Consider the following 20375-nt stretch of genomic DNA (forward strand, 5'->3'; position numbering starts at 1 on the left):
GACCGCAGACATTGAGGTCGGCGGCTTGCCCGAGGCTGCAGTCTTCACGCCCGACGGCAAGTACCTTCTCATCGGCAACTATCTGACGCAGGACTTCTCGATTCTGAAGGTCGATGGCAGTAACATCACGGACACAGGCAAGCGCTTCCAGGTGCCCGGACATCCCGCTTCGGCGAGGATGGGACCGTAAAGCCTTCGTCCATCCGTCGAGGGCCCGCTCATCGTGGGCCTTCAGGTTTCGTTGGCGATAGTAATTAGCTGTTGAGCTGGGCAGTTTGCGGTCGACCCACGATCCGGCCCTCGGACGCGAACGCCCGGCCTGTCTCTGTGAACGGGCTCCTAGCTACACCGCGTCAAAGGGTGCGATGGGCCATGTGTGGACGGCTCCGGGTTGGCAAGGAGAATCTTCACTTTGCGGCGTTGGTCGGTGCGGCCATGTGTTCGGCCTGTTTGCGCGGCCGCTGGCCATAATGTCCTCCGCGGATCAGGTCCCGATCAAAAGCACGCATTCAAAGATGCCGTGGCCCGTGTGGGTTGTCCTGATCGCCGGATCGACCGGCGCTGCATTAAGTGCTGTTCGCCCTTCCAACCGTTACGTCACACCGGCATGTCCGACGTGATCTCGTTTTACGCCATGAGAGCGGCGGGTTCCTTGTAGCGTTCGTTCCTCGCCATCATCGCCCAGGCTATCCTGGCGAGTTTGTTGGCGAGCGCGATGGCGGCGACCATGGTTGCTCGCCGCGCCAGCAATGCGGAGAGCCAGGGTCGATGCCCCGTTCCATGGATCTTGGCATGCCTCCGCTCGAGTTCTGCTTCGGCACGAGTCCAACCCAGGCCGAGAAGTCCCGACCTGATCGGAAGGCCTTGGCATCAGCAACGCTCGCGACCAGCGCCGTTGCCAGCGCCGGACCGACACCAGGGATCGCATCCAGCCGTTTGCTCGTCGCGCTTGATCTGTGCCAGGCGATGATGCGTCTGTCGAACTCCAGGATTTTGGCCTTCAGTGCCCGCAACTGACTGCCGAGAGCCTCAAGACACGCGCGGGCCACCTCCGGGAGCCGGCGGTCAGCTGTATCGGCGACGACTTCCAGCAGTTGCTCGACACCTCGGCGACCGACCGGGGCGACAATCCCGAACTCGGCAAGATAGGCCCGGATTAAATTGATGACGGCAGTCTGCTGGCGGATAAAGAGATGGCGCGCGCGATGAAGCATCAGACAGCTCTGTTGCTCGACCGTCTTGGTCGGCACGAACCGCCTGTTGGGTCTCGTGACCGCCTCGCAAATCGCCTCTGCGTCCGTGGTGTCGTTCTTCTGCCGCTTGACGTAGGGCTTCACGCACGCCGGAGGCATCAACCGCACCGTATGCCCCAACGCCTGCAGTTCGCGGGACCAATAGTGGGATGACCGCAAGCCTCGATCCCCACTAGGCATGGCGGCAACTTCTCAAAAAACGACAGCATGAAACGGCTCTTGAGTTGGCGCCGGATCACCACCTGGCCGGCTGCATCGACGCCATGCACTTGAAAAACCGACTTCGAGATATCCAGACCGATCGTCGAAATTGACTGCATAGGCTGCTCCTCCGAATCGTGGGAGCCTCAATCGGCGCCCAATCCTTGGCACTCTCGTGCCCGTGGAGGAGCCGTCCACAGCATCACAAGCGGAATGCTGTAGTCCCGCTTCTGCGGGATCACGGCGGGTCAGGGGGCGGCAACTGCAACCGTTTCTTCGATTATCTTCGGCTGTCCACCTTCGCTAGCAAGGATGGATGAGTAATAACCGTAAAAAGACCGATCTCCTATCTTGGCCTGCCATGTTCCTGCGTTGAAAACGAATTTGCCTTCGGCACGCGAGATGGTTCTTTGAACCGAATAGTCACGCAGTCCCAGCTTGAGGGCGTCGCTGAAGCTTCGGCGAATGGCGTCCCGCCCCTGGAAGATACCGCTGGGCGTCACGCGCACCGCGTTCTCTGCAAATGTCCCGGCCATAGCATCCAGATCACCCCGATTGTACGCTTCTGAAAAATGCTTGTGCATCTCGTCCATGGCAGCATCAGAAAGCGTCTCTCCCGCAATCGAGTTGCATGGAATGGCAAACAGCAAGCAAACTATAAAGGTCGCCAATCTGAATGCCATCTTCCCTCCGTTGCCTTAGCTATTGGTCGCCTCAGCATCTCTTTGCCTACCACGCAGGCGCAATTCGATCGCGATGGAACGTCAGCAGCAAAGAGGGCCGAAGCCCCCTTCAAGATTAGTACCGGCGATAGCCGCGATGGTATCCGTAGCCGCGACGTACATAGGGGCGGCGGACGACGTAGGCCCCACGCCGATACACGGGCCTTGTGCGGACGCAACCGCGCGGACCGCAGACCACTGCAACGCTCTCGACGTTCGAAGACTGGAACTGTCCCAAGGGGGCGAGCGGCATGGCTGAAGCGGCTCCGGTCGAAATTGCTGCACCGCCTAAAGTGGCCAATGCGAGAAGTGCGAATTTGAATCCCATCTGGTTTTCTCCCGTTGAGTGTAGTCGCCTCAGGCAGCATAGAGGTTCCTTGCTGAACGAGGTATGACTGCGAAGATTGAATCGCGGTAAGAAAGCGGCGACTGAAGAGTTCGCTCTTGCTTCGACTGCGAGCATCTATCTCTGCGCCAATTGGTTTGGGGCCAACTCCGGACATTTTCGAGCCGCTCTCGTCGCCGTCGGACAGGACGTCAATGGTGCGTGGCGCACTTGTCGCCGACCGGACCAGCGAGGCAGGTCAGGCGCGCTGACTTGCTATCGAATGCGGTTCTCGGGCGCTGGGTCATGTATAGTGAAGTTGCCCTAACTGGATAACCGAAATTGCGGTCCGGGCTCGAACGAGCAGCCACTGATGCCATCGGCAGGCGTGCTCACTTTGGAAACTGATTCTTTTTCTTCGGTTCGCAGCACGGTTCACCTTCCACAACTGCGCGGGGTCGCTTTCGCGGCGGCTTGTTGCGTGACCTACGGGAGAAGAGCGATGAATAGAATCGATCGAACGTCAGCATTGGGAATCGGGCTGGCCGCGGTCTCTGTGGCCCACGATGAGGCGAGCCGCCGCTCAAACCACGTCCTACAAGGACGAGACGTCTTGGCCCAGGCGTGGTAGTGCGTGCTTACGAGGGCGAGACACCGTCTCTCATCCGTGGCTTCAGGATAGTTTCAATGCGCGACATCATCATGCAGCCGGGATCGAAGATCCATGGGGTCCTCCGATGATGAATGGCATGATCTGCCACATCCCGAGGGGAGCTTCGGATCGGGCAGGAGAGAAAAACTTTTACGGTTAGGAAGAATTTTATGTGGACCTGCAACAAGGACACAAAGGAGCAGGCGTTCAACGATGGGAACGTCGTGGCGATCATGCGCATCACGGACCTGAAGGCTTAAGGGAGAAGCGATCGAGCGAGGGCGCGCTGCGCTTCATGCGTTAGCACGTAGCGCTCGCCTGCTATGCGGTTTACCCTGTGTGGCTACGTGTCAAACCCACTTCGGCAGCATGCGGAATCTTTATCGACTGCTCGGCTACACTCCGAAGCGCAATTACGAATTTCTAGAAGCGCGTCCTCTTTGGTCTGAGCAAAAGACGCAGCTTGCCACTCGCATTGGAGCCGCCATCAGGAGGTCAGGCGGTCGCACAAGCACTGGCAGTTGGACCGATTCGTTGCGTGTGAATGGCACGGTTTGCGTCTCCGTGAGAGCGGCGCGCTGGACGCCAAGAAAAGTGGCGGCTCATTATCCACATTGGACCATCCAATACGATGCACACGTGCCTGCGGGCTGGATCGCTGCCATCAGACTATCGGAGCATAACGAGACTGTGCTTGACTACGTTTTGCTGCCCACAGATGGAAGGGTGAAGAGAACCATTAGATTTTCGGAGAAAGCCCGGGAGCGCCGTCAGATCAGCTGCTTCAAAACGGCTGACGGTCCTGTTCGCGCGATCACCCGGAGGTTAGCCAGGCAAAGCCATACTTCCCGAGCCATGCCAACGCTGCTGAGCAAGCGACCGAAAGCAGGCCAACCCAAAAAATAGAGCGGCCGCGGGCGGCGCTGATCGATCGCAAGTAAAGGAACGCGCCCAGCACCGTCCCATAGTTCCTCTTAAAATCTCCATTGAGCTTTGCAATCTTCGACAGCTCTGAAGACGCCCCGGTTTCATCGGCCATTGACGCTGGTCCTCTCGCGGTTAGAGCCAGCGCCTTATGAACCACTGTTTTGCCCGACGGAGCAAGTCAAATTTCGGGAATTCAAAATTTAGCATTGGCGGGACCGTTGGTCCTTGACCAAGCATTTGGCGCTGTGTGGCGGTAGGCCTCTAGGGCTAGCGGCTTGCCTCTCGCTCGGTTCGCCGGAATCTATCTCGCATGAGCACTAAGTCGCGAGAGGTAATCTGGGGCGGCCGGATCATGGGGGCGAAGATCCATGCTGAGGGAGCGCGAGAGCGTGCCGACCAGGCCATCCGCGCCGCCGACCGGGCCGAGGCCGAGGCTTGGTCCGTCCGCATGGAGGGCTACGGCGGCCCTGCCCGGCCCTCCCCGACGATCGGTCAGTGCCTGAATGGCGGTCTCGCCTGGCTGGAGGTCGAATGCGCCCGCTGCAAGACGCGAGCAAGCCTGCCTCTCGACGCCATCCGCCGTCCTCGCGATACGCCGCTCTGGAAACTCGAAGCTTCGCTGAAATGCCGCTCCTGCCGCACCAACCGCTACGCGCCCCCAGCTCGCGTGATCAAACTGACTGAGACGAGGCAGATCACGCCCTACAAGTGGGTGCACCCGACTGAAGAGCGGTAGGTTGGACCGCGAATCGGGTTAGGTGGAAAAATGTGCAACCTATATTCGATCACTACCAACCAAGCCGCGATCAGCGCGCTGTTCCGCGTGGTCAGCGGCCGCTACCGGACGGGACGCTGCGCCTCGTTGCTCGCGGGGTGAAGGAAGACTTGGCTCCCGGAACGTAGAGTACTGCACGGTGCACTGCGGAAGCTGGACCTACTCGAAGGCAGCTGCTTGCACGAGCATCCACTTCCTGAATTAGGAACGTCGGCTTTCGCTGCGGAATTGGTGATGCGTCGGCTCTTCCCGGAGCCGGCGGAGCGGCCCCGGCCCGTACCTCCAGCCTCCCTTGAGAGCCGGGGCCGTCTGGACGCGAATAGAGCGCCAACATGAACCAGCCCACACCAGGGATGGTGAAGCCAATTAGACACGTCCAGCTTTACGGGTACCTGGTCGAGCGAAATCGAAAGCTATTCCATCCGCGTGGCACGCAGCCCCTGTGCGGAGCCGAGATGGCGAGCCGAATGATCGAGGCAGGGTGGCTAGTCAAAACCGGCGACCGTTACGTGCTGACACCGGAAGCTCAGCGATGGCTCGCTTGATACGGTTCTTGAACGCCTGAGCTCACCCTCATTTCGGTGTGACGTGGCTCAGGCCGCAGACAGAGCGAGCAACAGCAAGAATACCTATTTAGACTGCAGCTGCCACTCTACCTTCTTGCGACTGCTGCCGGCTCTCTTGACGGCCTTCTTCATTGCCGAGGCAGATTTGCGGGTTTTCTTTGCTTCGTAGCGGACCTCGTAGTCCTGCCCGCTCGCGACGCTGGCACGATCCTGCTTGCGGCCCCGGCTCGTTTGCTTCTTCGCTTTGGCGATCTGAGAAGTCCTCCTGGTTCGCCAACGCAGGAAGAAAGGTCGCAGTTCCGGCGCGTCAGGGCGCAGCGCCATCCCCACGGGTTCAGCGTGCCCCTCTGGCCAAAGTGTACGCAATTGCGGAACGAATCCGCCGGCCCGTGTTGAATCGACATGTGTGCCGTGGCGTTGCGTCAGTCTCGTTGGGGAGTATCGCGTGTTCATGGCGCCATCAAAGCCGCTGTTCCTGGTTACATCGAGCCGTGTGATCCCACGCTGCGCGAGAAGCCGCCGCGCGGCGAAGACTGGGTCTACGAGATCAAGGCCGACGGCTACCGCGCACAGCTGCACCTGCAAGATGAGGACGCCAAGGTGTATTCGCGTAACGGCCTGGACTGGACCGAACAGTTCTCCTCGATCGCAGCCGGCGCCCACCTGCTCAAGGCAAACAGCGCGATCATCGACGGCGAAGCGGTGGTGTACGGCCTTGGCGGCCTACCGGACTTCCAGCAGCTCCGGCGAGAACTGGGACCCAAACAAAGCGAGCGCGTGCGCTACCACGCCTTCGACCTCCTCTACTTGGACGGCTACGACCTGCGCGCGGTCGTGTATGAGGATCGCAAGCGCCTGCTGGAGCGCCTCCTGAAGGACGCACCGGAAACTTTTATCTACGTCGAGGCGCTTGCGGCCGACGGCAACGAGGTCTTCGAGGAGGGCTGCAAGCTGGGGCTGGAAGGGCTGATCGCCAAACGACTCGGCGAGCCCTACCGCTCGGGGCGGCAAGAGACGTGGGCCAAGCTCAAGTGCAAGAAGAGCGAAACTTTCCCGATTGTCGCATTCGTGGAGAAGCTCGGAGCTCGCCCGCGCAAGGTCGCCTCCCTGTATGTCGGCCGGCGCGAGAACGGACAGCTGCTGTATGCCGGTAAGGTTCGCACTGGCTACACCGAGACGACGGCGCGAGAATTGCGCGAGCGGCTGGATCCGTTGATCCGCAAGACTTCTCCGCTCGATGTGGCGATCAAGAAGCCGAAGGCCACCTGGGTCGACCCGACCGTTGCAATCGAGGTCCAATATGGCGCCCTGACCGATGATGGCCTCCTCCGCGAAGCTGTATTCAAGGGCTTTCGGGATGATCTCGCGGTGCGCAAGGTCAAGGCGCCGCGACTGGTGCCGTCCGTAACCGGCCGCCCGAAGCTGGGCGTCCCCCGAGAGAACATCCTGCAGCTGCTGCCCGAAGCCGCAGCTCCGTCGAAGGAAGAACTCGCCGACTATTGGACCCGGGTCTGGAAGAAGGCGCTGCCGCACCTCGGGCATCGGCCGCTCAAGCTGGTACGTCACGTGCACGGCACGACCTTCTATCACAAGGGGTCGCTGCCGAAGGACATTCCGGCCGCCGTGCACCAGCTCCGTATTCAGAAGCGCGAGGGCGGCCAAGGAACGCGCCTGTGGGTCGACAGCCTGAATGGCTTCCTAGGGCTCGTCGAGATCGGGGCCGTGGAGCTGCACCCGTGGAATGCGACCGTCGAGGACTTCGAATATGCCGACCGCATCGTGATCGACCTCGATCCCGGAGAGGGCGTTGACTGGGATGCCGTCGTGGAGACCGCACTCGATCTGCGCAACCTGATGAAGCGCGAGGGTTTCGAGACCTGGCCCAAGCTCACCGGCGGCAAGGGCATCCACCTGATGGCCCCGCTGGATCACCCGGTGTTGCACGACAAGGCGCATCGGGTGGCGCATCAGCTGGTCACCGCCCTCGCCGCGCGCCATCCAGACCGCTACCTGCTGTCTGCGCAGGCAAAGCGTCGTGACCGCATCTTCCTCGACTACCTGCGCAACGGCCGCGGCACCACGGCGATCGGCACCTATTCCCCGCGAGCCCGAGAAGGATTTCCGATCGCAGCGCCTGTGACCTGGAAGCGCATCGAGAGCGGGATCGCGCCGGACGCCTTCACCATCCACAGTCCATTCCGTGCCAAATAAAAAAGGTAAACCACATGTCGGATGCGTTCGATCAATGGGTGGAATGGCGCCACAAACCCGCCGGCAATAGGCGCAGCATTCCCGCCGAACTCTACGCCGCGGTGATGTCGCTGCCTGAAAACGACCGCGCTGACCGGCAGAAGGTGAACGAGACGGTGCGCAGGAATGATGAGGCTCGTCGGGAGGGCAGAACCGTATGGCTCTACCTCGACGAGTATCAGGACGGCGAATCGCGCATGATCGGCGATCCCGAGTGGGTGAGGGTGTTTGCATCTGCCGAGGTCGCCGATAGGTGGTTCAAGGAAAACGACCCAGAAGGCGTTGCCTGGGAATACCGAGTGGAAGGCGGCCCAGCCGAAGGATCGGTTTGGCTCTACTCGCCCGATCCGGCGTCCAGAGCGATCGGAGACCCCGATTGGCTCACGCTCTTTGCGTCGAAGGAAGCCGCCAAAAAATGGTTTGAGCAGAACGATTCAAGCGGCGAGATAGGGGAATATCCGGTTCAGGAGTGAGGCGCATGACTGCATTCGTCGACACGTCCGTGTGGTTCGCGGCCGCCGCCAAGCGGGACGCACAGAATGAGCGCGCCAAGTCGATCCTTCGGAGCATCGGCCAGCACATTACCACGGATCTGGTACTGACCGAGACGTGGCAACTGCTCAAGGCAAAATTCGGCAAGGACGTTGCGGACAATTTCTGGGAGCGGCTGCGCGATAGCGGAGTCCAGATCGAACTTGTTATTCGCGCCGATCTAGATGCGGCTTCGGAGATAGAGGCTAGCTTCCCGAACCAGAGCTTTTCCTTCATCGACCGCACGAGTTTTGCGCTGATGGAGCGCCTGGGGATCACCCGAGCAGCGACGTTCAGCCCGGACTTCGCAGCGTACCGACCCCGCCGCGGTCGCAAGCGACCGTTCCAGATCCTGAGCGAAGGCCACAGCGAAGTCTTCACTGCGCTCAGAGAGGCGCTTCTTGAACGCCGGCCCGTTCACGTGAGCAATGACGGCGAACGCCAGACCGTCTGCCCCTACATCGTGGGCCACGCCGCCGGCGAGGAGCGCGCGTTCGCCCTCCTTGTGGAGGCAAGTTCGAGCACGAAGCGTCCCGACCAGGACAGGTGGATCTGCCTTCGGCTGTCGAAGATCGAGGACGTTCGCCCCGCCGATGAGCGCTGGATCGAGCGAGACTATCCGGGACCGGTCCAAAGATGTGTCGATCAGGTGCACTTGGAGTGGAAGCGATTAACGACAGCTCGAGGATGAGCGTCGCTTCCTGTAAATAGTGGACGAACAAGACCCGCGCCATGGCTCACGAATGCCGGACAGGGTCAAAACGGACGGTAAGCTCGCGGCGACGGGCGTCCGCTTTCTCGCCAAGACCTGGCATCATTCGGATATCAGATGTTATGGAAGAAGTTGGCCAACGGCCGACCACGACCGCTCAGTACTTTCGTCGAGTTCAACGCCCCACATCTCATGGGGGCGTCCCCGCAATTGGGAATTGCATGCTTGAGCTCGACAGAATCCTTCAAAACTACGTTGCGACTTCAGAAGAAGAAAATGGAGGCGTGAAGTCAAGACATCTGAGCTCTGCCAAGCTCTCTCCGCTCTGCCAAACTTCCATCGACATCACCATTGCCAAAGAACCACCGGAACTGATCAAGCGCTTCGTTTCGAGCTCAGGAAGAGACCGGGCGAGCGACTTCTCTCTCCGGCTCTGCTGCGGGCTCATGTACGTAATGACGCATTAGGTCAGTGTCAGCGTCAGGCGCGTCGTAAATGGTGCAAGGTAACTTCCGGCGGGCAATTGAGGCGCACAGGAACGACGCTCGAGCCCGCACCCACGGAAGTATAGCCGGTCATATAGCCGTACTGCCAAGGCCCCGCCCCCATCCGTCTTGGCAGCACCGCCTCGAGTTTGATGGGAATGGATCCGGGGAGACAAATCTGACCGCCATGGGTGTGGCCGCTCAGCATGAGATCAAAGTTGGCATGGGCAGCCTGACGATAAACCTCCGGCGTGTGAGACAGTAAGATCGAGAATTCACCGCGAGGTATCGAGAGAGCGGCTTTTTCGATATTATCCACTCTGAAAAAATGTGCATCGTCGATCCCCGCTAGAAAGATCCGTTCGTCCTTGCGAACGATTGTCTCGCATTCGTTGAGCAGCACGCGGATGCCGATGGCTTCGAGACCCGGAACCATCTGAATCGTATCGTGGTTGCCGAGCACGGCATAGATCGGCTGTTTCAGATGAGCTCCCAATCGCGCGACGCCATCCAGCGCGAGCTGGAACGGCCCAAACGTCCGCCCCCGATAATCGCCAGTTAGGACGCACACATCGTACTGCATTTCGCCAACCAGCTCGATGAGTCTGTTCATGGCACCTTCATTCATATCCACGTGAAGGTCGCTAACGTGGAGAATGGTGAAGCCCTCAAAGAGGGGCGGTAATGTCTTGAACCTCATTTCGTTTCGTTTGACGAGAATGCGTTCTGCATTCTGTCGTGCACGCCAGTAGAGCCCCGTTGCCTTCAGAACATTTCGAATGATCCACTCGGCCCAAGATGAGTTTTCAAGGTGGAAAAATGTGAGGCCCTGGCCAAATACCTGAGCTTCGTGATCTCTCTCAATCCCCAATCGCTGCCGGGCATGGAGCGGCCCGAGACGGATCTCGAGCTTGCGCAGAATGTCTTCGTCCACCAGCTAGTCCTTTTGAACGGCCTTCGGATAGATATAGCGTATTCTCATGAGGCCAAGGTCAACCCGACAGTGGCTAATTCCCACGCTTCCACTAAATGTCGCGCTGGGTCATATAGCTCGTGCACTGCAGCAAACTGCATCGCTATTCGATCACGTCGGCGCGGCCGAGCAGCGACAGCGACTTCAGGTTATGGATGAGGCACGACGGGGAGCCTTGGATGACCGGCGCAAGACGTTCCACTGAAGGGGCCCGCAATGGTCGATGAAGATCGAAATACCCTCGGATGCAACTATAAGCTAACCTGAAGAAATGCAATTTCTGCATATTCTGCAATTATTGGTTTTAATGACGTTGGCGAACGGCACACCGATCGTTGCAAAGAAGATTTTTGGCCCACGTTTTTCCTTTCCGGTGGATGCCGGCATCGTATTTTTTGATGGGAGGCCGTTGTTTGGGCCATCGAAAACCATCCGCGGTATTTTGATTTCAGTCCTCATCACGACAGCAAGCGCTCCGCTTATCGGTCTGGATATGATGATCGGTGCAATCGTAGCGGGCGCGGCTATGGCGGGCGATTTGTTCTCCAGCTTCCTGAAGCGCCGCCTAAACTATCCGCCGAGCAGCCAGGCACTCGGGCTCGATCAGATTCCCGAATCCCTATTTCCGATGCTGGCATGCCGCGACGCGCTTTCATTGACGATCGCAGACATAGCGCTCGGTGTCGGGATCTTTTTTATCGGCGCGCTAATTCTGTCTCGTTTTCTATTCCGAGCCAACCTGCGCGACGAACCATATTAGCCCGCCGTCAGCCCGAACGAAGCCGGTGCAGGGTGATTTCTGGTGGACAGTTGAGACGAACAGGAATGACGCTCGATCCAGCACCCACAGAGGTGTAGCCGGTCATGTCGTGATACTGCCAAGCTCCTGCCCCCATCCGTCGAGGCAAGTCTGCATCAAGAATGATCGGAATAGATCCTGGCAGACAGATCTGCCCACCGTGCGTATGCCCGCTCAGCAACAAATTAAAACCGGCATGAGCCGCCTGACGATAGATCTCCGGTGTGTGCGACAATAAAATGGAGAACTCGCCATACGGGATCTGCAACGCAGCTTTTTCGATATCGTCGGACTTGAAGCAGTGGGCGTCATCGATCCCGGCTAGATAGATTTGCTGATCGCCGCGCACAATCGCCTCACTCTCGTTGAGCAGCATACGTATCCCCATGGCTTCCAGCCCCGGAACCATTTGGATGGTATCGTGGTCGCCCAGAACTCCATAAACGGGCTCCTTTAGAAGAGCTCGCACTCGTGCGAGGCCGTTCAAGGTTGCCTCGAACGGTCCAAAGTTCTTCCCCCGATAGTCGCCGGTTAGAACACATAGATCGTAACGCATGTCGCCGACGAGTTCGATCAGGCGCTGCATGGCACCCTCATTCATGTCGACATGCATGTCGCTAAGGTGGAGGATGGTGAAGCCGTCGAAAAGCCGTGGCAATTCTTCGAATACAACATCATTGCGTTTGACGAGAATGTTTCCTGTATTTCGGCGTCCACGCCAGTAGAGACCGGCCAGCTTAAGTGCATTTCGAATGACAGAATGGACCGGATACCAGTTCTCAATGTGAAAGGAGAGAAGGCCGTGGCCGAAGATCCGTGCCTCATGATCCGTCTCGATGGCCAATCGCTGTCTCGCACGGAGCGGTCCGAGACGCCCCTCCAATTTGCGCAGAATATCTTCGTCCATGGAACGACTTCCTCCGAATCGGCTCAACCTTCCATGGGAGCACCAGGCTTGCCAGACTTTCAGAGTATTCCTTTCGGCCGGCTGGCTGGGAGCATCAAGTCCTGGAAGATCTTCCGGCTTTCTTATCAACCTGTTGGGCATAGTGGAAATTGACCATCAGCTCGATGTCGCATTTGGCTCATAAGCGGAGATCAGCTCCCGGCACCTGCTTTCCGGCTCGGGCCAGAAGCGGTCATCGCTCGGCGGCAGGGCTTGCCAGTCGCATATGGTAAGCTGCTATTCGATTGTTGCATCGGCACGCAGCAGATTCGGGTACGAGATGTTATGGAAGACATCGGCCAATGAACGACGTCATGGTCACATTCGGCTGACCCGGCGTTGGACGAAGAAGCTGCTCCAAACAATTTGAAAAACCTTTTGCGTTGAACGCACCATCAGCTGTCGCCCCCGCAATCTGTAGTTACAACCCGCTGTTAATGCGAGCGGCCTACAGTTCGGTAGTATCCGGTCGAGGGCAGTCCCATGTCGCACTTAAAGAGCAGCGAAAGCGCCGCCATACCCTTCTTTGGCGCGCGAAAGTTTGCCGAAAAGCTCATGAGAGAAAAAGAACAATTGAAGCAAGAGCGTGATGACGCCCTGTTACGCTGCCAAGAGTTGAGCGGCTTCGTTACACAGGTCACGGACCGATACGAAGAGGCAGTGAAGCAACTGGAGCAAATCGGAGGGGCCTCCCTGCTGGAAATTGAAGCTCGCCGAAAGTACCTTGAAGCCGAAGCCGAGATATTGAATGAACACATAAGCGAGGAACGTGCGCGGGCCGAGGCAGGAAAGCGCGCGATTGCCGCCGAGCTTGCTGAAGCACGCCGCGCCATTGTCGAGACAAGAGAGATCGCACTTCTTCAGGAAGTTGGCGTTTACGAATATAACCATCCGCTCACCAATGCTGTCGCATACCAGGCTGCGCTCGACCGCCTGCAAGACGCCATCAAGGCAGCAGTCAAAAAGGATGGCGGCGCGATCTTGGCAAGCACCGATTGGCAGGTGAACGGATCCGCCTCCGAGGGTGAAAAGATGGTTCGTGAAGCCTCTAAGCTGATGCTGAGAGCCTTCAATGCTGAGGCGGACAATCTAGTTCGCACTCTAAAGCCCTATAAACTCGACAGCGCAGTTGATCGCTTAAGCAAGGTCGAGGAGACAATACGCAAACTTGGCAAGACCATGCAGCTGCAGGTCTCTCCGGCGTACTTTCAATTGCGTGTTGACGAACTTCGCCTTACTGCCGATTTCCTTCAGAAGCAGTCAGAAGAAAAAGAGGAGGAGAGGCAGCAACGCGAGCGCATGCGCGAAGAGCGGAAAGCTCAACAAGAAATCGAACGGGAGCGGGCGAAGCTGGAAAAAGAGAAGCTTCATTATGAGAATGCTTTTCAGGCGCTGGAAGCTAAGGGCGATCAAGATGCAATGCAGCGGCTGCGCTTGCAGATAGCAGAGGTTAGCAACGCGATCGAGAGCGTCGAGGCACGGGCGGCCAACACGAAGGCCGGATATGTCTACGTCATCTCCAACATTGGCTCCTTCGGCGAAGAGATGGTCAAAGTCGGAATGACGCGGAGGCTCGATCCTATGGAGCGCATACGAGAACTGAGTGACGCATCGGTGCCGTTCAACTTCGACGTCCACGCACTCTTCTTCTCAAATGACGCTGTCGGTATCGAGACTGCCATGCATGAGCGCCTTGGGGACTCGAGAGTGAATGCGGTAAATCGCCGCCGCGAGTTTTTCCGCGCACGCCCGTCGGCCGTCAAAGCACTCCTCTGCGAATTGGCTGGAGAACTTCTGGAGTTCCGTGAGGCTGCCGAGGCTCTCGAATATAGGCAAACGCTCAACTTGCGAGGAGCGGTCTGGCAGTTGCCGCGCCTAAGCAACTAACATAATGGCTTACTGACCTAAATTCGAGAGAGCATTCAGCTCTCCCCATCCTCGCCATCAAAAAGTGGAAGCTGATCTCGCGACGGCAAGGATATTCTACTCCGACTTGCGGGCGTGAAACCGAACTCCGACGCAATGCGCATCATGATCTCCGCCTGTCGATTCGAAATTGCCAGGTAGGGCGACTGTATCGGATATCCTGTCGGCGATTTGACCATCGTACCAAATTTCTGAATCTGCTCCATCGCTTCCGCCCACATTGCATAAGCGCCGCAGTAGGTGGCCAGCGCGCCGCGATCGAGGTGAGTTATGAGACTGAGCTTTGCAAGCTCCCCGGTCAGCCGCGCCCATTCCCGTCTGGCAACCGAATTGAGCTCCGGTGGACACTCGGGTAGCGCAGGTTCAGGCCGCGGCTCGTGCATGTTGAGGGGACGCTTCCCCGGATTACCAGTCAAAGCTTTGATCCTTGTTGGTTTTGGACGACGGCCACGCATGTCCGTTCCGATCAGACCAGCGGACCACGAGCGCCGCCCGCTGATTGCGTCTCCTGCTCCAGCATTTCAAAGACGACGGCATCTCGTTCGCGAATTGCCTTCTCCCCTGTGAAGGCTTGCCATCGGCGGATCGCAACGTCGACGAACAACGGGTCGATCTCGGATGCCAAGCAGATACGCCCGCACGATTGCGCCGCGATCAGGGTCGTTCCGCTTCCAAGGAAGGGTTCATACACCGCCTGTCCGGGACTGGAATTGTTCAGCATCGGCCGGCGCATGCATTCGACCGGCTTTTGGGTCGAATGCTTGGTTTCGGCGTCCTGCCCGCCACTGCTGATATTCCAGACGGTTGTTTGCTTGCGATCGCCGGTCCAGTTTCCCTTCTTCCGGACCGCATACCAACAGGGCTCATGCTGCCAGTGATAGTCTCCCTGACTCATGACTAAGCGGTCCTTGGCCCAGATGATTTGCGCGCGAATCGAAAAGCCGCTCTTGAGAAGGCTTTCGGCTACGATGGTCGACCGTAAAGCACCATGCCAGACATAAGCGATCTCGCCTGGATATAAGGCCCAGGTAGGCGCCCAGTCGGCGATCTCGTCGTTGCGGATTTTGCCAGTCCGCTTCGAATTGTTGACGCCGCGACGATGGCGCCATTCCGGGTCATAGTCGACGCCATAAGGCGGATCGGTGACCATCAATTGGGGCAAGGCACCAGCCAGCAGTGAACGGACGAGAGCTGCATCTCGGCTATCGCCGCAAGCAACGCGATGAGGGCCGAGCTGCCAGATGTCACCGGGCCGGGAGACTGCGACCTCGACGATCGAGGGGGTGTCGTTTTCGTCCGTCAAGCCGTTTTCGATCCGGGACAGCGCGGCCGCCAACTCTTTCTTGCTGAAGCCGATAGATGCGAGATCGGCTCCCAACGCAGACAAGTCGGCCAGCTCGAGGCTTAGCATTTTGCTGTCCCAACCTGAATTTAGCGCAATCCTGTTGTCGGCAAGCACCAACTGGCGGCGTTGCACCTCCGTCAATCCACGGAGGACCACGACCGGCGCCTCCGTCAGGCCGAGCTTGCGAGCAGCGGCAAGCCGGCCGTGACCCGCAATGATATCTGCGTCTTCGCTGACGAGGATCGGATTCGAAAAGCCGAAGGCGCGAATGCTGCCGGCGATCTCGGCGACCTGGGCTGGGCTATGGGTGCGCGCATTGCGCGCATAGGGGATCAGCCGATCAAGCGGCCAGTATTCGATTTGAAGTCGTACGTTCGCTTCTTCTGGGTACGTCGCCTGTGTCATGTCGCGGCCTTTGCACATCGCGCTGTCATCGGGCACCCCCTCCCCCTAGGGAATTTCGCGACATTTTTTCGAAACCAGCGCCATTGAATTGACTCACCTTTTTAAGCGGGGCCGCGCGTGAACATCCTAGGCGCTCAAAGGAAAATAATGGTCGGTTTTGCCTGCTGCTGACTGCGTTGAGGCAGACACGAAGGGCAACAGAACCACCAGTGTACAAATTGTGTTGCGTCTTCAGAGTGTTGCGGTCGGTCGCCGCATGGCTAGCTGCTTGGGAGGGTGAGGCCCCCGAAATGCGCCCCTTTCCAGGCCCGAAAATTCGCCTGCGCCGGAAAAAAATCCCTGAATGAGAGAGGGGCCGGTCTGCCCGCTGCAGATCGACCGACTTTTGACCCGCCCCCCGGTTTGGCCCGAACATCACTGTTCATCCCAACGCGCTATGCGCGAACCCATACCCGCCGCGAACTCAAGGTACTGTTCAACAATAAGCGTGCCGCCAAGGCCTCGGCTGCGAAGCTCCGCCTCTGTTGCCGCAATTCGCAACGCCTCGTCTATGAAATCGACCACGTCCGCATAGACAGCAGGCTGACCCGCGAACTCCCGTAAGAGATCGTCGCTCCAGCGACGCTCAGCTGCACATCTGGCTACATCTGCTGATTGTTGAGATGGCTTAGGAGGTCTGGCTGTCGCATACAACGTCGGCCGGGATGTCCCGGCTGCCGAGCCGTTACGATTTCCAGACATGACTGCGGCGTGAGAGCGAGATTCCAACGAGGTTAGTTTAGATTGGTTATTACGACAGGTTTGGGTGACGGCTTGATCACCAGCACTGTGGCTTGCCGGCCCTGCTGAAGATGACATTCCTGCCCGACGCTTGCGGGCGGCGGCCTCGAAGCGGCTGCGCCATCTGACTTCGAGATCAGCGAACCTGGACCAGATTGGTTCATAGTGGTTTCGGTGTGAATGACCACCATGACGGATCTTACGGAACAACCCACGAGCTTCGAGCTTCGCGGTAGCGCGAATAACCGTGCGGCGGTGGACACTCAAAAGACTCGCGACTCTATCAAGGCTGGGATCGCATTGCCCGGTTTTCCGATTGAAGCTGTCGAGCAGGGTTGCACCGACTCGGCGCTCTACTGCCGACATGTCGTCCGTCAGCGCGAGTACCTTGAAGGCTATTAGTATCGGGAAAGCCCCCGCCCGATTTATGCGATCCATGTTGGCCATTCCTGTTGCACGCATACAGAAGGATTTCGGCACACTGATTGCAAGGTCGCGTGACGGAATGGAGTAGTTGCGGGTAAGGGAGCGCAACCGAATATCCACAATGACATGGGGCAGCCGGCCCCAATGACATATCAACGGCGGGCTAAGATGACGAAAAGGCCCGAATCACCGACGCTGTAAGCCGGTGAAGGGTTAGGCTGAGGAAAAGGCTATGTCGTTGATCCCCAATCGTCCAAAGCGAGGGCTTGATCCGGAAAGCGCCTTCAGGAAATGGACTGACGAAGCGCAGTTTACTCAATTGGTAAGGCTGTCAGGTCAGGCTGAGCCACCCTCTGACATCGCCGCCCATCGCGTCATTGGAGATCCAGTAGCGCTGCGCGAATATCAGAAGCTTCGCGAGGCAGCCGACCAAGCATTCAAGGAACTGCTGTCGAACGCGGACATCATCGGGTCCGGAATTCCGGAAGGTGGCTCCGGGCGTATTCCTATCGAGCCTAGCCTCTGGGATATTCTTGAAATTGACTATGAATTCTTCGAAGCCATTGGAGAACATCGCAAGTTTGAAAAGATCGAGTTTTTCGAGCTTCCGGTCGTGCCCTCCAACGTCAGGACAACCCCGAAATGGCTAGATAACGCGCTCGGTCAACGGGGCCACCACGCTTTTCGCCATGACCGCGACTACCGCCACATATCGCTGCATGGGACAGACTACAGGTTGTCGCCGCAGTTGGCCAAGATCGTGCGAATTCTGCATGATGCCCGTGTCGAAGACGGCAACGGCTGGCGCAATGGCAAGAAACTATTGGAAGCGGTCGGCTCCTCTCAGAGCAAAATGAGCGATGTGTTGAAGACCAAAAAAGGCGGCCGATCGATAATTGAGTCGGACGGTAATGGGATGTATCGGCTGGCGATTGATCCTCCTCCGTAGCCTCCGACCAGCCTCCAGCCGAGTAACAAACAAAGAAAACTCCTTGAGTTTTCAGCGTTTACGTTTCCCGCTAGATGACCTCCTTAGGCTCGCCGACAATAACTCCGCGAATCAACAAACTCCGCTGCGTAGTCACAGGTACTAACACGGAGATTTGGCAATGAATGCGCACCTCAGCGAAAAGGCATTGGCACGGCGCCTCTCGATTTCGCACCGCACCCTGCAGCGTTGGCGGCAAGAGGGCATCGGCCCCGGGTACCTCAAAATTGGCCACCGGGTGGTCTATCCATTGGACATGGTCGAGGCATGGGAGAAGAGCTGCAGCAAGTCGCCCTCTTTCTCATGATCAAAGCCCCAGATTCGAGTCCCATTTCGGATCGCTCGGAACATCTCACAGATATCGCCGAGATATTGGCAGCCGGCCTACTGCGCCTTGACGCCAGGAAGTCCAGTGGAAAATTCGCGAACTCCGGAGAAAGTTCGCTTCACTTCTCGCCCAGCCAGAGCGGTGTTCGACCCGTATTGGAGAATGGAAATCGGCCATGAAATCATCCGTGCTGGCGCAGCTGGCGGCCGTGAAAGGCGCCTCCGCCCCCGCTTTGAAGGCCCGCTGGCGTGAGCTTTTCGATACCGAGGCCCCCGCCTACAACCGCCGTTTCCTAGAGAGCCGGCTCGCCTACCGCATCCAGGAATTGGCCTATGGCGGCCTGTCTCGCGAAACCACCGAGCGGCTTAAGGCCATGGCCAAGCAGTATGCCGACCAGAAGCCGGCGGACCGGAAGGCCAGACCGCTTTTGCGCCCCGTCGCCGGGACAAAGCTGATCCGCGAATGGGAAGGCGTGGAGCACTGCGTGACCGTGCGCCACGACGATTTCGAGTATCTCGGCCGCCCCTACAAGTCCCTCTCCTCGGTCGCCCACCAGATCACGGGCACCAAATGGAATGGCTGGGTCTTCTTCGGCTTAAAGAACTCGGTGGGCAAATGACTTCCCGTAGACCAGCGAAGGGCCGGACTAGCCCATTCGCGAATTCCTTCGAGGCAGCCCGCTCAGCCCCCGGCTCGGTCCGTAAACTCCGCTGCGCGGTGTATACCCGCAAGTCGAGCGAAGAAGGTCTCGATATGGACTTCAACTCTCTGGATGCTCAGAGAGAATCTTGTGAAGCTTATATCGTGAGCCAGCGGGCTGAAGGTTGGACCGCTGTTTCCGATCGCTACGATGATGGCGGATTCTCGGGCGGCACACTCGAACGACCCGCCCTGAAACGACTTCTCGCAGACGTCCAGGCCAGCAAGATAGACGTCATTGTCGTCTACAAGATCGACCGACTTTCGCGCTCAATGCTCGACTTCCTCAATCTTGTCGAGATGTTCGAACGCCATGGGGTGACGTTCGTGTCCGTCACGCAGTCTTTCAACACCAAAGACGCCATGGGCCGTATGGCGCTGAACATCCTGGTGACATTCGCCCAGTTCGAGCGCGAGCTGATTGGCGAGCGGATCCGTGACAAGGTCGCAGCCTCTCGCAAGCGCGGCAAGTGGATGGGCGGCTGGACGCCGCTCGGCTATGAAGTCCGCGATCGCAAATTGCTGATTCACGAAGCCGATGCCGAACGGGTCAGAGCTATTTTTCGGCGCTTCGTGCAGCTCAAGTCCGCGACCCTGCTGGCTCGCGAGCTTGTTGCCGCCAATGAACGCACTCGATACGGACACCTCCTGGATAAGGGGGTTCTCTATAAGATCCTCCACAACCGGGTCTATCTAGGCGAGGCCGTTCACAAAGGTACCTCATACCCGGGCGAGCACAAAGCGATCATCGATCGAAAGCTCTGGGATCAGGTCCACGCGATTCTCAAGGAAAGCCCGCGCAAGCGCGCGAACAACAGCCGGGCACAAACCCCTGCCCTTCTGAAAGGTTTGCTGTTTGGGCCTGACGGCGCGGCGATGTCGCCGACGCACACCCGCAAATCCGGCCGCCTTTATCGCTACTACATCAGCCAGACCGCAATGAAACAGGGGAGATCAGACTGTCCCGTCAAGTTGGTGCCCGCGGCCGAGTTGGAGCGGATTATCATCGATCAGCTTCGCCTACTGCTGCAGACTCCAGAAGTGATCGTCCAGACCTGGCGCGTCCTACGCAAACAAAATGCTAACGTCACCGAGGGCGAGGTACGGAGCGCGCTGCTCGGCTTTGACGAGCTCTGGGATGAGCTATTCCCAGCGGAACAGGCGCGTATTGTCGAGCTGCTCGTCGAGCGCATCGACATGCATGCCGAGCGGATGGACATCACCTTGAAGATCCAAGGCTTGACCTCGCTCTCTTCCGAATTACAACCGCCGCCCTTCCAGCAGGCCGCCGAATGAACCGACCGACTACCCTCACCCTTGGACCTTTTGGCCGACCCAAGCTCAGTCGGGATAGCCGAACA

The 20375-nt window shown here is 58.4% G+C and carries 19 protein-coding genes and 2 pseudogenes; 12 read left to right on the top strand and 9 right to left on the bottom strand.

From position 1 onward, the window contains the following. Window positions 1-190 (top strand): annotated as a pseudogene (locus tag IVA92_RS19280) (YncE family protein); the annotation flags it as partial. A gap of 437 nt (window positions 191-627) precedes the next feature. Here IVA92_RS19280 and IVA92_RS19285 read toward each other — a convergent pair. The 3 genes and pseudogenes from IVA92_RS19285 to IVA92_RS19295 form a co-directional block, all read right to left on the bottom strand. Then, window positions 628-1573, bottom strand: a pseudogene (locus IVA92_RS19285) (IS110 family transposase). Between the two features lie 129 nt (window positions 1574-1702). Then, on the bottom strand, window positions 1703-2137 hold the full coding sequence (locus tag IVA92_RS19290; RefSeq protein WP_247276710.1) for a nuclear transport factor 2 family protein: 435 nt from the start codon (window positions 2135-2137) through the stop codon (window positions 1703-1705). Between the two features lie 1830 nt (window positions 2138-3967). After that, complete coding sequence (locus IVA92_RS19295) at window positions 3968-4192, bottom strand: hypothetical protein (RefSeq protein WP_247276711.1); 225 nt, start codon at window positions 4190-4192, stop codon at window positions 3968-3970. 198 nt (window positions 4193-4390) lie between these two features. On the opposite strand from IVA92_RS19295, the gene IVA92_RS19300 reads away from it, so the two are divergent. Further along, entirely contained in the window at window positions 4391-4816 is a 426-nt protein-coding gene (locus IVA92_RS19300) for a hypothetical protein (RefSeq protein WP_247276712.1), read from the top strand. A gap of 668 nt (window positions 4817-5484) precedes the next feature. Here IVA92_RS19300 and IVA92_RS19305 read toward each other — a convergent pair. Further along, window positions 5485-5673, bottom strand: coding sequence for a DUF3606 domain-containing protein (locus IVA92_RS19305; RefSeq protein ID WP_247276746.1), 189 nt, complete (start codon window positions 5671-5673; stop codon window positions 5485-5487). A gap of 150 nt (window positions 5674-5823) precedes the next feature. On the opposite strand from IVA92_RS19305, the gene ligD reads away from it, so the two are divergent. The 4 genes from ligD to IVA92_RS19325 all read left to right on the top strand — a co-directional run bounded on the left by ligD (window position 5824) and on the right by IVA92_RS19325 (window position 9381). Next, the gene (ligD, locus tag IVA92_RS19310; protein ID WP_247276713.1) at window positions 5824-7632 is read left to right on the top strand and encodes a DNA ligase D; all 1809 of its coding nucleotides are present in this window, start codon (window positions 5824-5826) and stop codon (window positions 7630-7632) included. A 14-nt stretch (window positions 7633-7646) separates the two neighbouring features. Beyond that, window positions 7647-8144 (top strand): hypothetical protein, encoded by a 498-nt coding sequence (locus IVA92_RS19315; protein WP_247276714.1) that lies wholly within the window; start codon window positions 7647-7649, stop codon window positions 8142-8144. A 5-nt stretch (window positions 8145-8149) separates the two neighbouring features. After that, the gene (locus IVA92_RS19320) at window positions 8150-8893 is read left to right on the top strand and encodes a PIN domain-containing protein (protein WP_247276715.1); all 744 of its coding nucleotides are present in this window, start codon (window positions 8150-8152) and stop codon (window positions 8891-8893) included. Window positions 8894-9135: 242 nt separating this feature from the next. Next, on the top strand, window positions 9136-9381 hold the full coding sequence (locus tag IVA92_RS19325) for a hypothetical protein (RefSeq protein WP_247276716.1): 246 nt from the start codon (window positions 9136-9138) through the stop codon (window positions 9379-9381). Window positions 9382-9394: 13 nt separating this feature from the next. Here IVA92_RS19325 and IVA92_RS19330 read toward each other — a convergent pair whose 3' ends face one another. Beyond that, on the bottom strand, window positions 9395-10333 hold the full coding sequence (locus IVA92_RS19330) for a metallophosphoesterase (protein WP_247276717.1): 939 nt from the start codon (window positions 10331-10333) through the stop codon (window positions 9395-9397). 310 nt (window positions 10334-10643) lie between these two features. Between IVA92_RS19330 and IVA92_RS19335 the strand changes: the two genes are divergently transcribed. Further along, window positions 10644-11132: a CDP-archaeol synthase gene (locus IVA92_RS19335; RefSeq protein ID WP_247276718.1), complete on the top strand. Its 489-nt coding sequence runs from the start codon at window positions 10644-10646 to the stop codon at window positions 11130-11132. Between the two features lie 7 nt (window positions 11133-11139). Here the strand turns inward: IVA92_RS19335 and IVA92_RS19340 are convergent, their stop codons facing one another. Further along, entirely contained in the window at window positions 11140-12078 is a 939-nt protein-coding gene (locus IVA92_RS19340; RefSeq protein WP_247276719.1) for a metallophosphoesterase, read from the bottom strand. Between the two features lie 522 nt (window positions 12079-12600). Between IVA92_RS19340 and IVA92_RS19345 the strand changes: the two genes are divergently transcribed. Then, entirely contained in the window at window positions 12601-14004 is a 1404-nt protein-coding gene (locus tag IVA92_RS19345) for a DUF4041 domain-containing protein (RefSeq protein WP_247276720.1), read from the top strand. Between the two features lie 35 nt (window positions 14005-14039). Here the strand turns inward: IVA92_RS19345 and IVA92_RS19350 are convergent, their stop codons facing one another. The 3 genes from IVA92_RS19350 to IVA92_RS19360 form a co-directional block, all read right to left on the bottom strand. Beyond that, complete coding sequence (locus tag IVA92_RS19350; RefSeq protein ID WP_247276721.1) at window positions 14040-14498, bottom strand: phage terminase small subunit P27 family; 459 nt, start codon at window positions 14496-14498, stop codon at window positions 14040-14042. Window positions 14499-14509: 11 nt separating this feature from the next. Beyond that, entirely contained in the window at window positions 14510-15829 is a 1320-nt protein-coding gene (locus tag IVA92_RS19355; protein ID WP_247276722.1) for a site-specific DNA-methyltransferase, read from the bottom strand. Window positions 15830-16207: 378 nt separating this feature from the next. Continuing rightward, on the bottom strand, window positions 16208-17107 hold the full coding sequence (locus IVA92_RS19360; protein WP_247276723.1) for a helix-turn-helix domain-containing protein: 900 nt from the start codon (window positions 17105-17107) through the stop codon (window positions 16208-16210). A 124-nt stretch (window positions 17108-17231) separates the two neighbouring features. Here IVA92_RS19360 and IVA92_RS19365 point away from each other — a divergent pair, with 124 nt between their 5' ends. The 4 genes from IVA92_RS19365 (at window position 17232) to IVA92_RS19380 (ending at window position 20310) form a co-directional block, all read left to right on the top strand. Continuing rightward, entirely contained in the window at window positions 17232-17948 is a 717-nt protein-coding gene (locus tag IVA92_RS19365; RefSeq protein WP_247276724.1) for a hypothetical protein, read from the top strand. A gap of 160 nt (window positions 17949-18108) precedes the next feature. Then, window positions 18109-18294 carry a helix-turn-helix domain-containing protein gene (locus IVA92_RS19370; RefSeq protein WP_247276725.1) on the top strand — a complete coding sequence of 62 codons (186 nt, stop codon included), beginning with the start codon at window positions 18109-18111 and terminating at the stop codon, window positions 18292-18294. Window positions 18295-18490: 196 nt separating this feature from the next. Beyond that, a complete protein-coding gene (locus IVA92_RS19375; RefSeq protein ID WP_247276726.1) occupies window positions 18491-18934 on the top strand; it encodes a DUF2924 domain-containing protein in 444 nt (147 codons plus the stop codon). Further along, window positions 18931-20310, top strand: coding sequence for a recombinase family protein (locus tag IVA92_RS19380; RefSeq protein WP_256464962.1), 1380 nt, complete (start codon window positions 18931-18933; stop codon window positions 20308-20310). The genes IVA92_RS19375 and IVA92_RS19380 overlap by 4 nt, the downstream gene beginning before the upstream one ends. Window positions 20311-20375 lie beyond the last annotated feature (65 nt).

It is taken from the genome of Bradyrhizobium sp. 154, from assembly GCF_023073875.1.
Lineage (GTDB): Bacteria > Pseudomonadota > Alphaproteobacteria > Rhizobiales > Xanthobacteraceae > Bradyrhizobium.

Excerpts from the sequence above, each read along its gene's own strand:
- IVA92_RS19290 (WP_247276710.1), bottom strand. The coding sequence starts at position 2,137 with ATGGCATTCAGATTGGCGACCTTTATAGTTTGCTTGCTGTTTGCCATT.
- IVA92_RS19295 (WP_247276711.1), bottom strand. The coding sequence starts at position 4,192 with ATGGCCGATGAAACCGGGGCGTCTTCAGAGCTGTCGAAGATTGCAAAG.
- IVA92_RS19300 (WP_247276712.1), top strand. The coding sequence starts at position 4,391 with ATGAGCACTAAGTCGCGAGAGGTAATCTGGGGCGGCCGGATCATGGGG.
- ligD (WP_247276713.1), top strand. The coding sequence starts at position 5,824 with ATGTGTGCCGTGGCGTTGCGTCAGTCTCGTTGGGGAGTATCGCGTGTT.
- IVA92_RS19315 (WP_247276714.1), top strand. The coding sequence starts at position 7,647 with ATGTCGGATGCGTTCGATCAATGGGTGGAATGGCGCCACAAACCCGCC.
- IVA92_RS19320 (WP_247276715.1), top strand. The coding sequence starts at position 8,150 with ATGACTGCATTCGTCGACACGTCCGTGTGGTTCGCGGCCGCCGCCAAG.
- IVA92_RS19325 (WP_247276716.1), top strand. The coding sequence starts at position 9,136 with ATGCTTGAGCTCGACAGAATCCTTCAAAACTACGTTGCGACTTCAGAA.
- IVA92_RS19335 (WP_247276718.1), top strand. The coding sequence starts at position 10,644 with ATGCAATTTCTGCATATTCTGCAATTATTGGTTTTAATGACGTTGGCG.
- IVA92_RS19340 (WP_247276719.1), bottom strand. The coding sequence starts at position 12,078 with ATGGACGAAGATATTCTGCGCAAATTGGAGGGGCGTCTCGGACCGCTC.
- IVA92_RS19345 (WP_247276720.1), top strand. The coding sequence starts at position 12,601 with ATGTCGCACTTAAAGAGCAGCGAAAGCGCCGCCATACCCTTCTTTGGC.
- IVA92_RS19350 (WP_247276721.1), bottom strand. The coding sequence starts at position 14,498 with ATGCGTGGCCGTCGTCCAAAACCAACAAGGATCAAAGCTTTGACTGGT.
- IVA92_RS19365 (WP_247276724.1), top strand. The coding sequence starts at position 17,232 with ATGTCGTTGATCCCCAATCGTCCAAAGCGAGGGCTTGATCCGGAAAGC.
- IVA92_RS19370 (WP_247276725.1), top strand. The coding sequence starts at position 18,109 with ATGAATGCGCACCTCAGCGAAAAGGCATTGGCACGGCGCCTCTCGATT.
- IVA92_RS19375 (WP_247276726.1), top strand. The coding sequence starts at position 18,491 with ATGAAATCATCCGTGCTGGCGCAGCTGGCGGCCGTGAAAGGCGCCTCC.
- IVA92_RS19380 (WP_256464962.1), top strand. The coding sequence starts at position 18,931 with ATGACTTCCCGTAGACCAGCGAAGGGCCGGACTAGCCCATTCGCGAAT.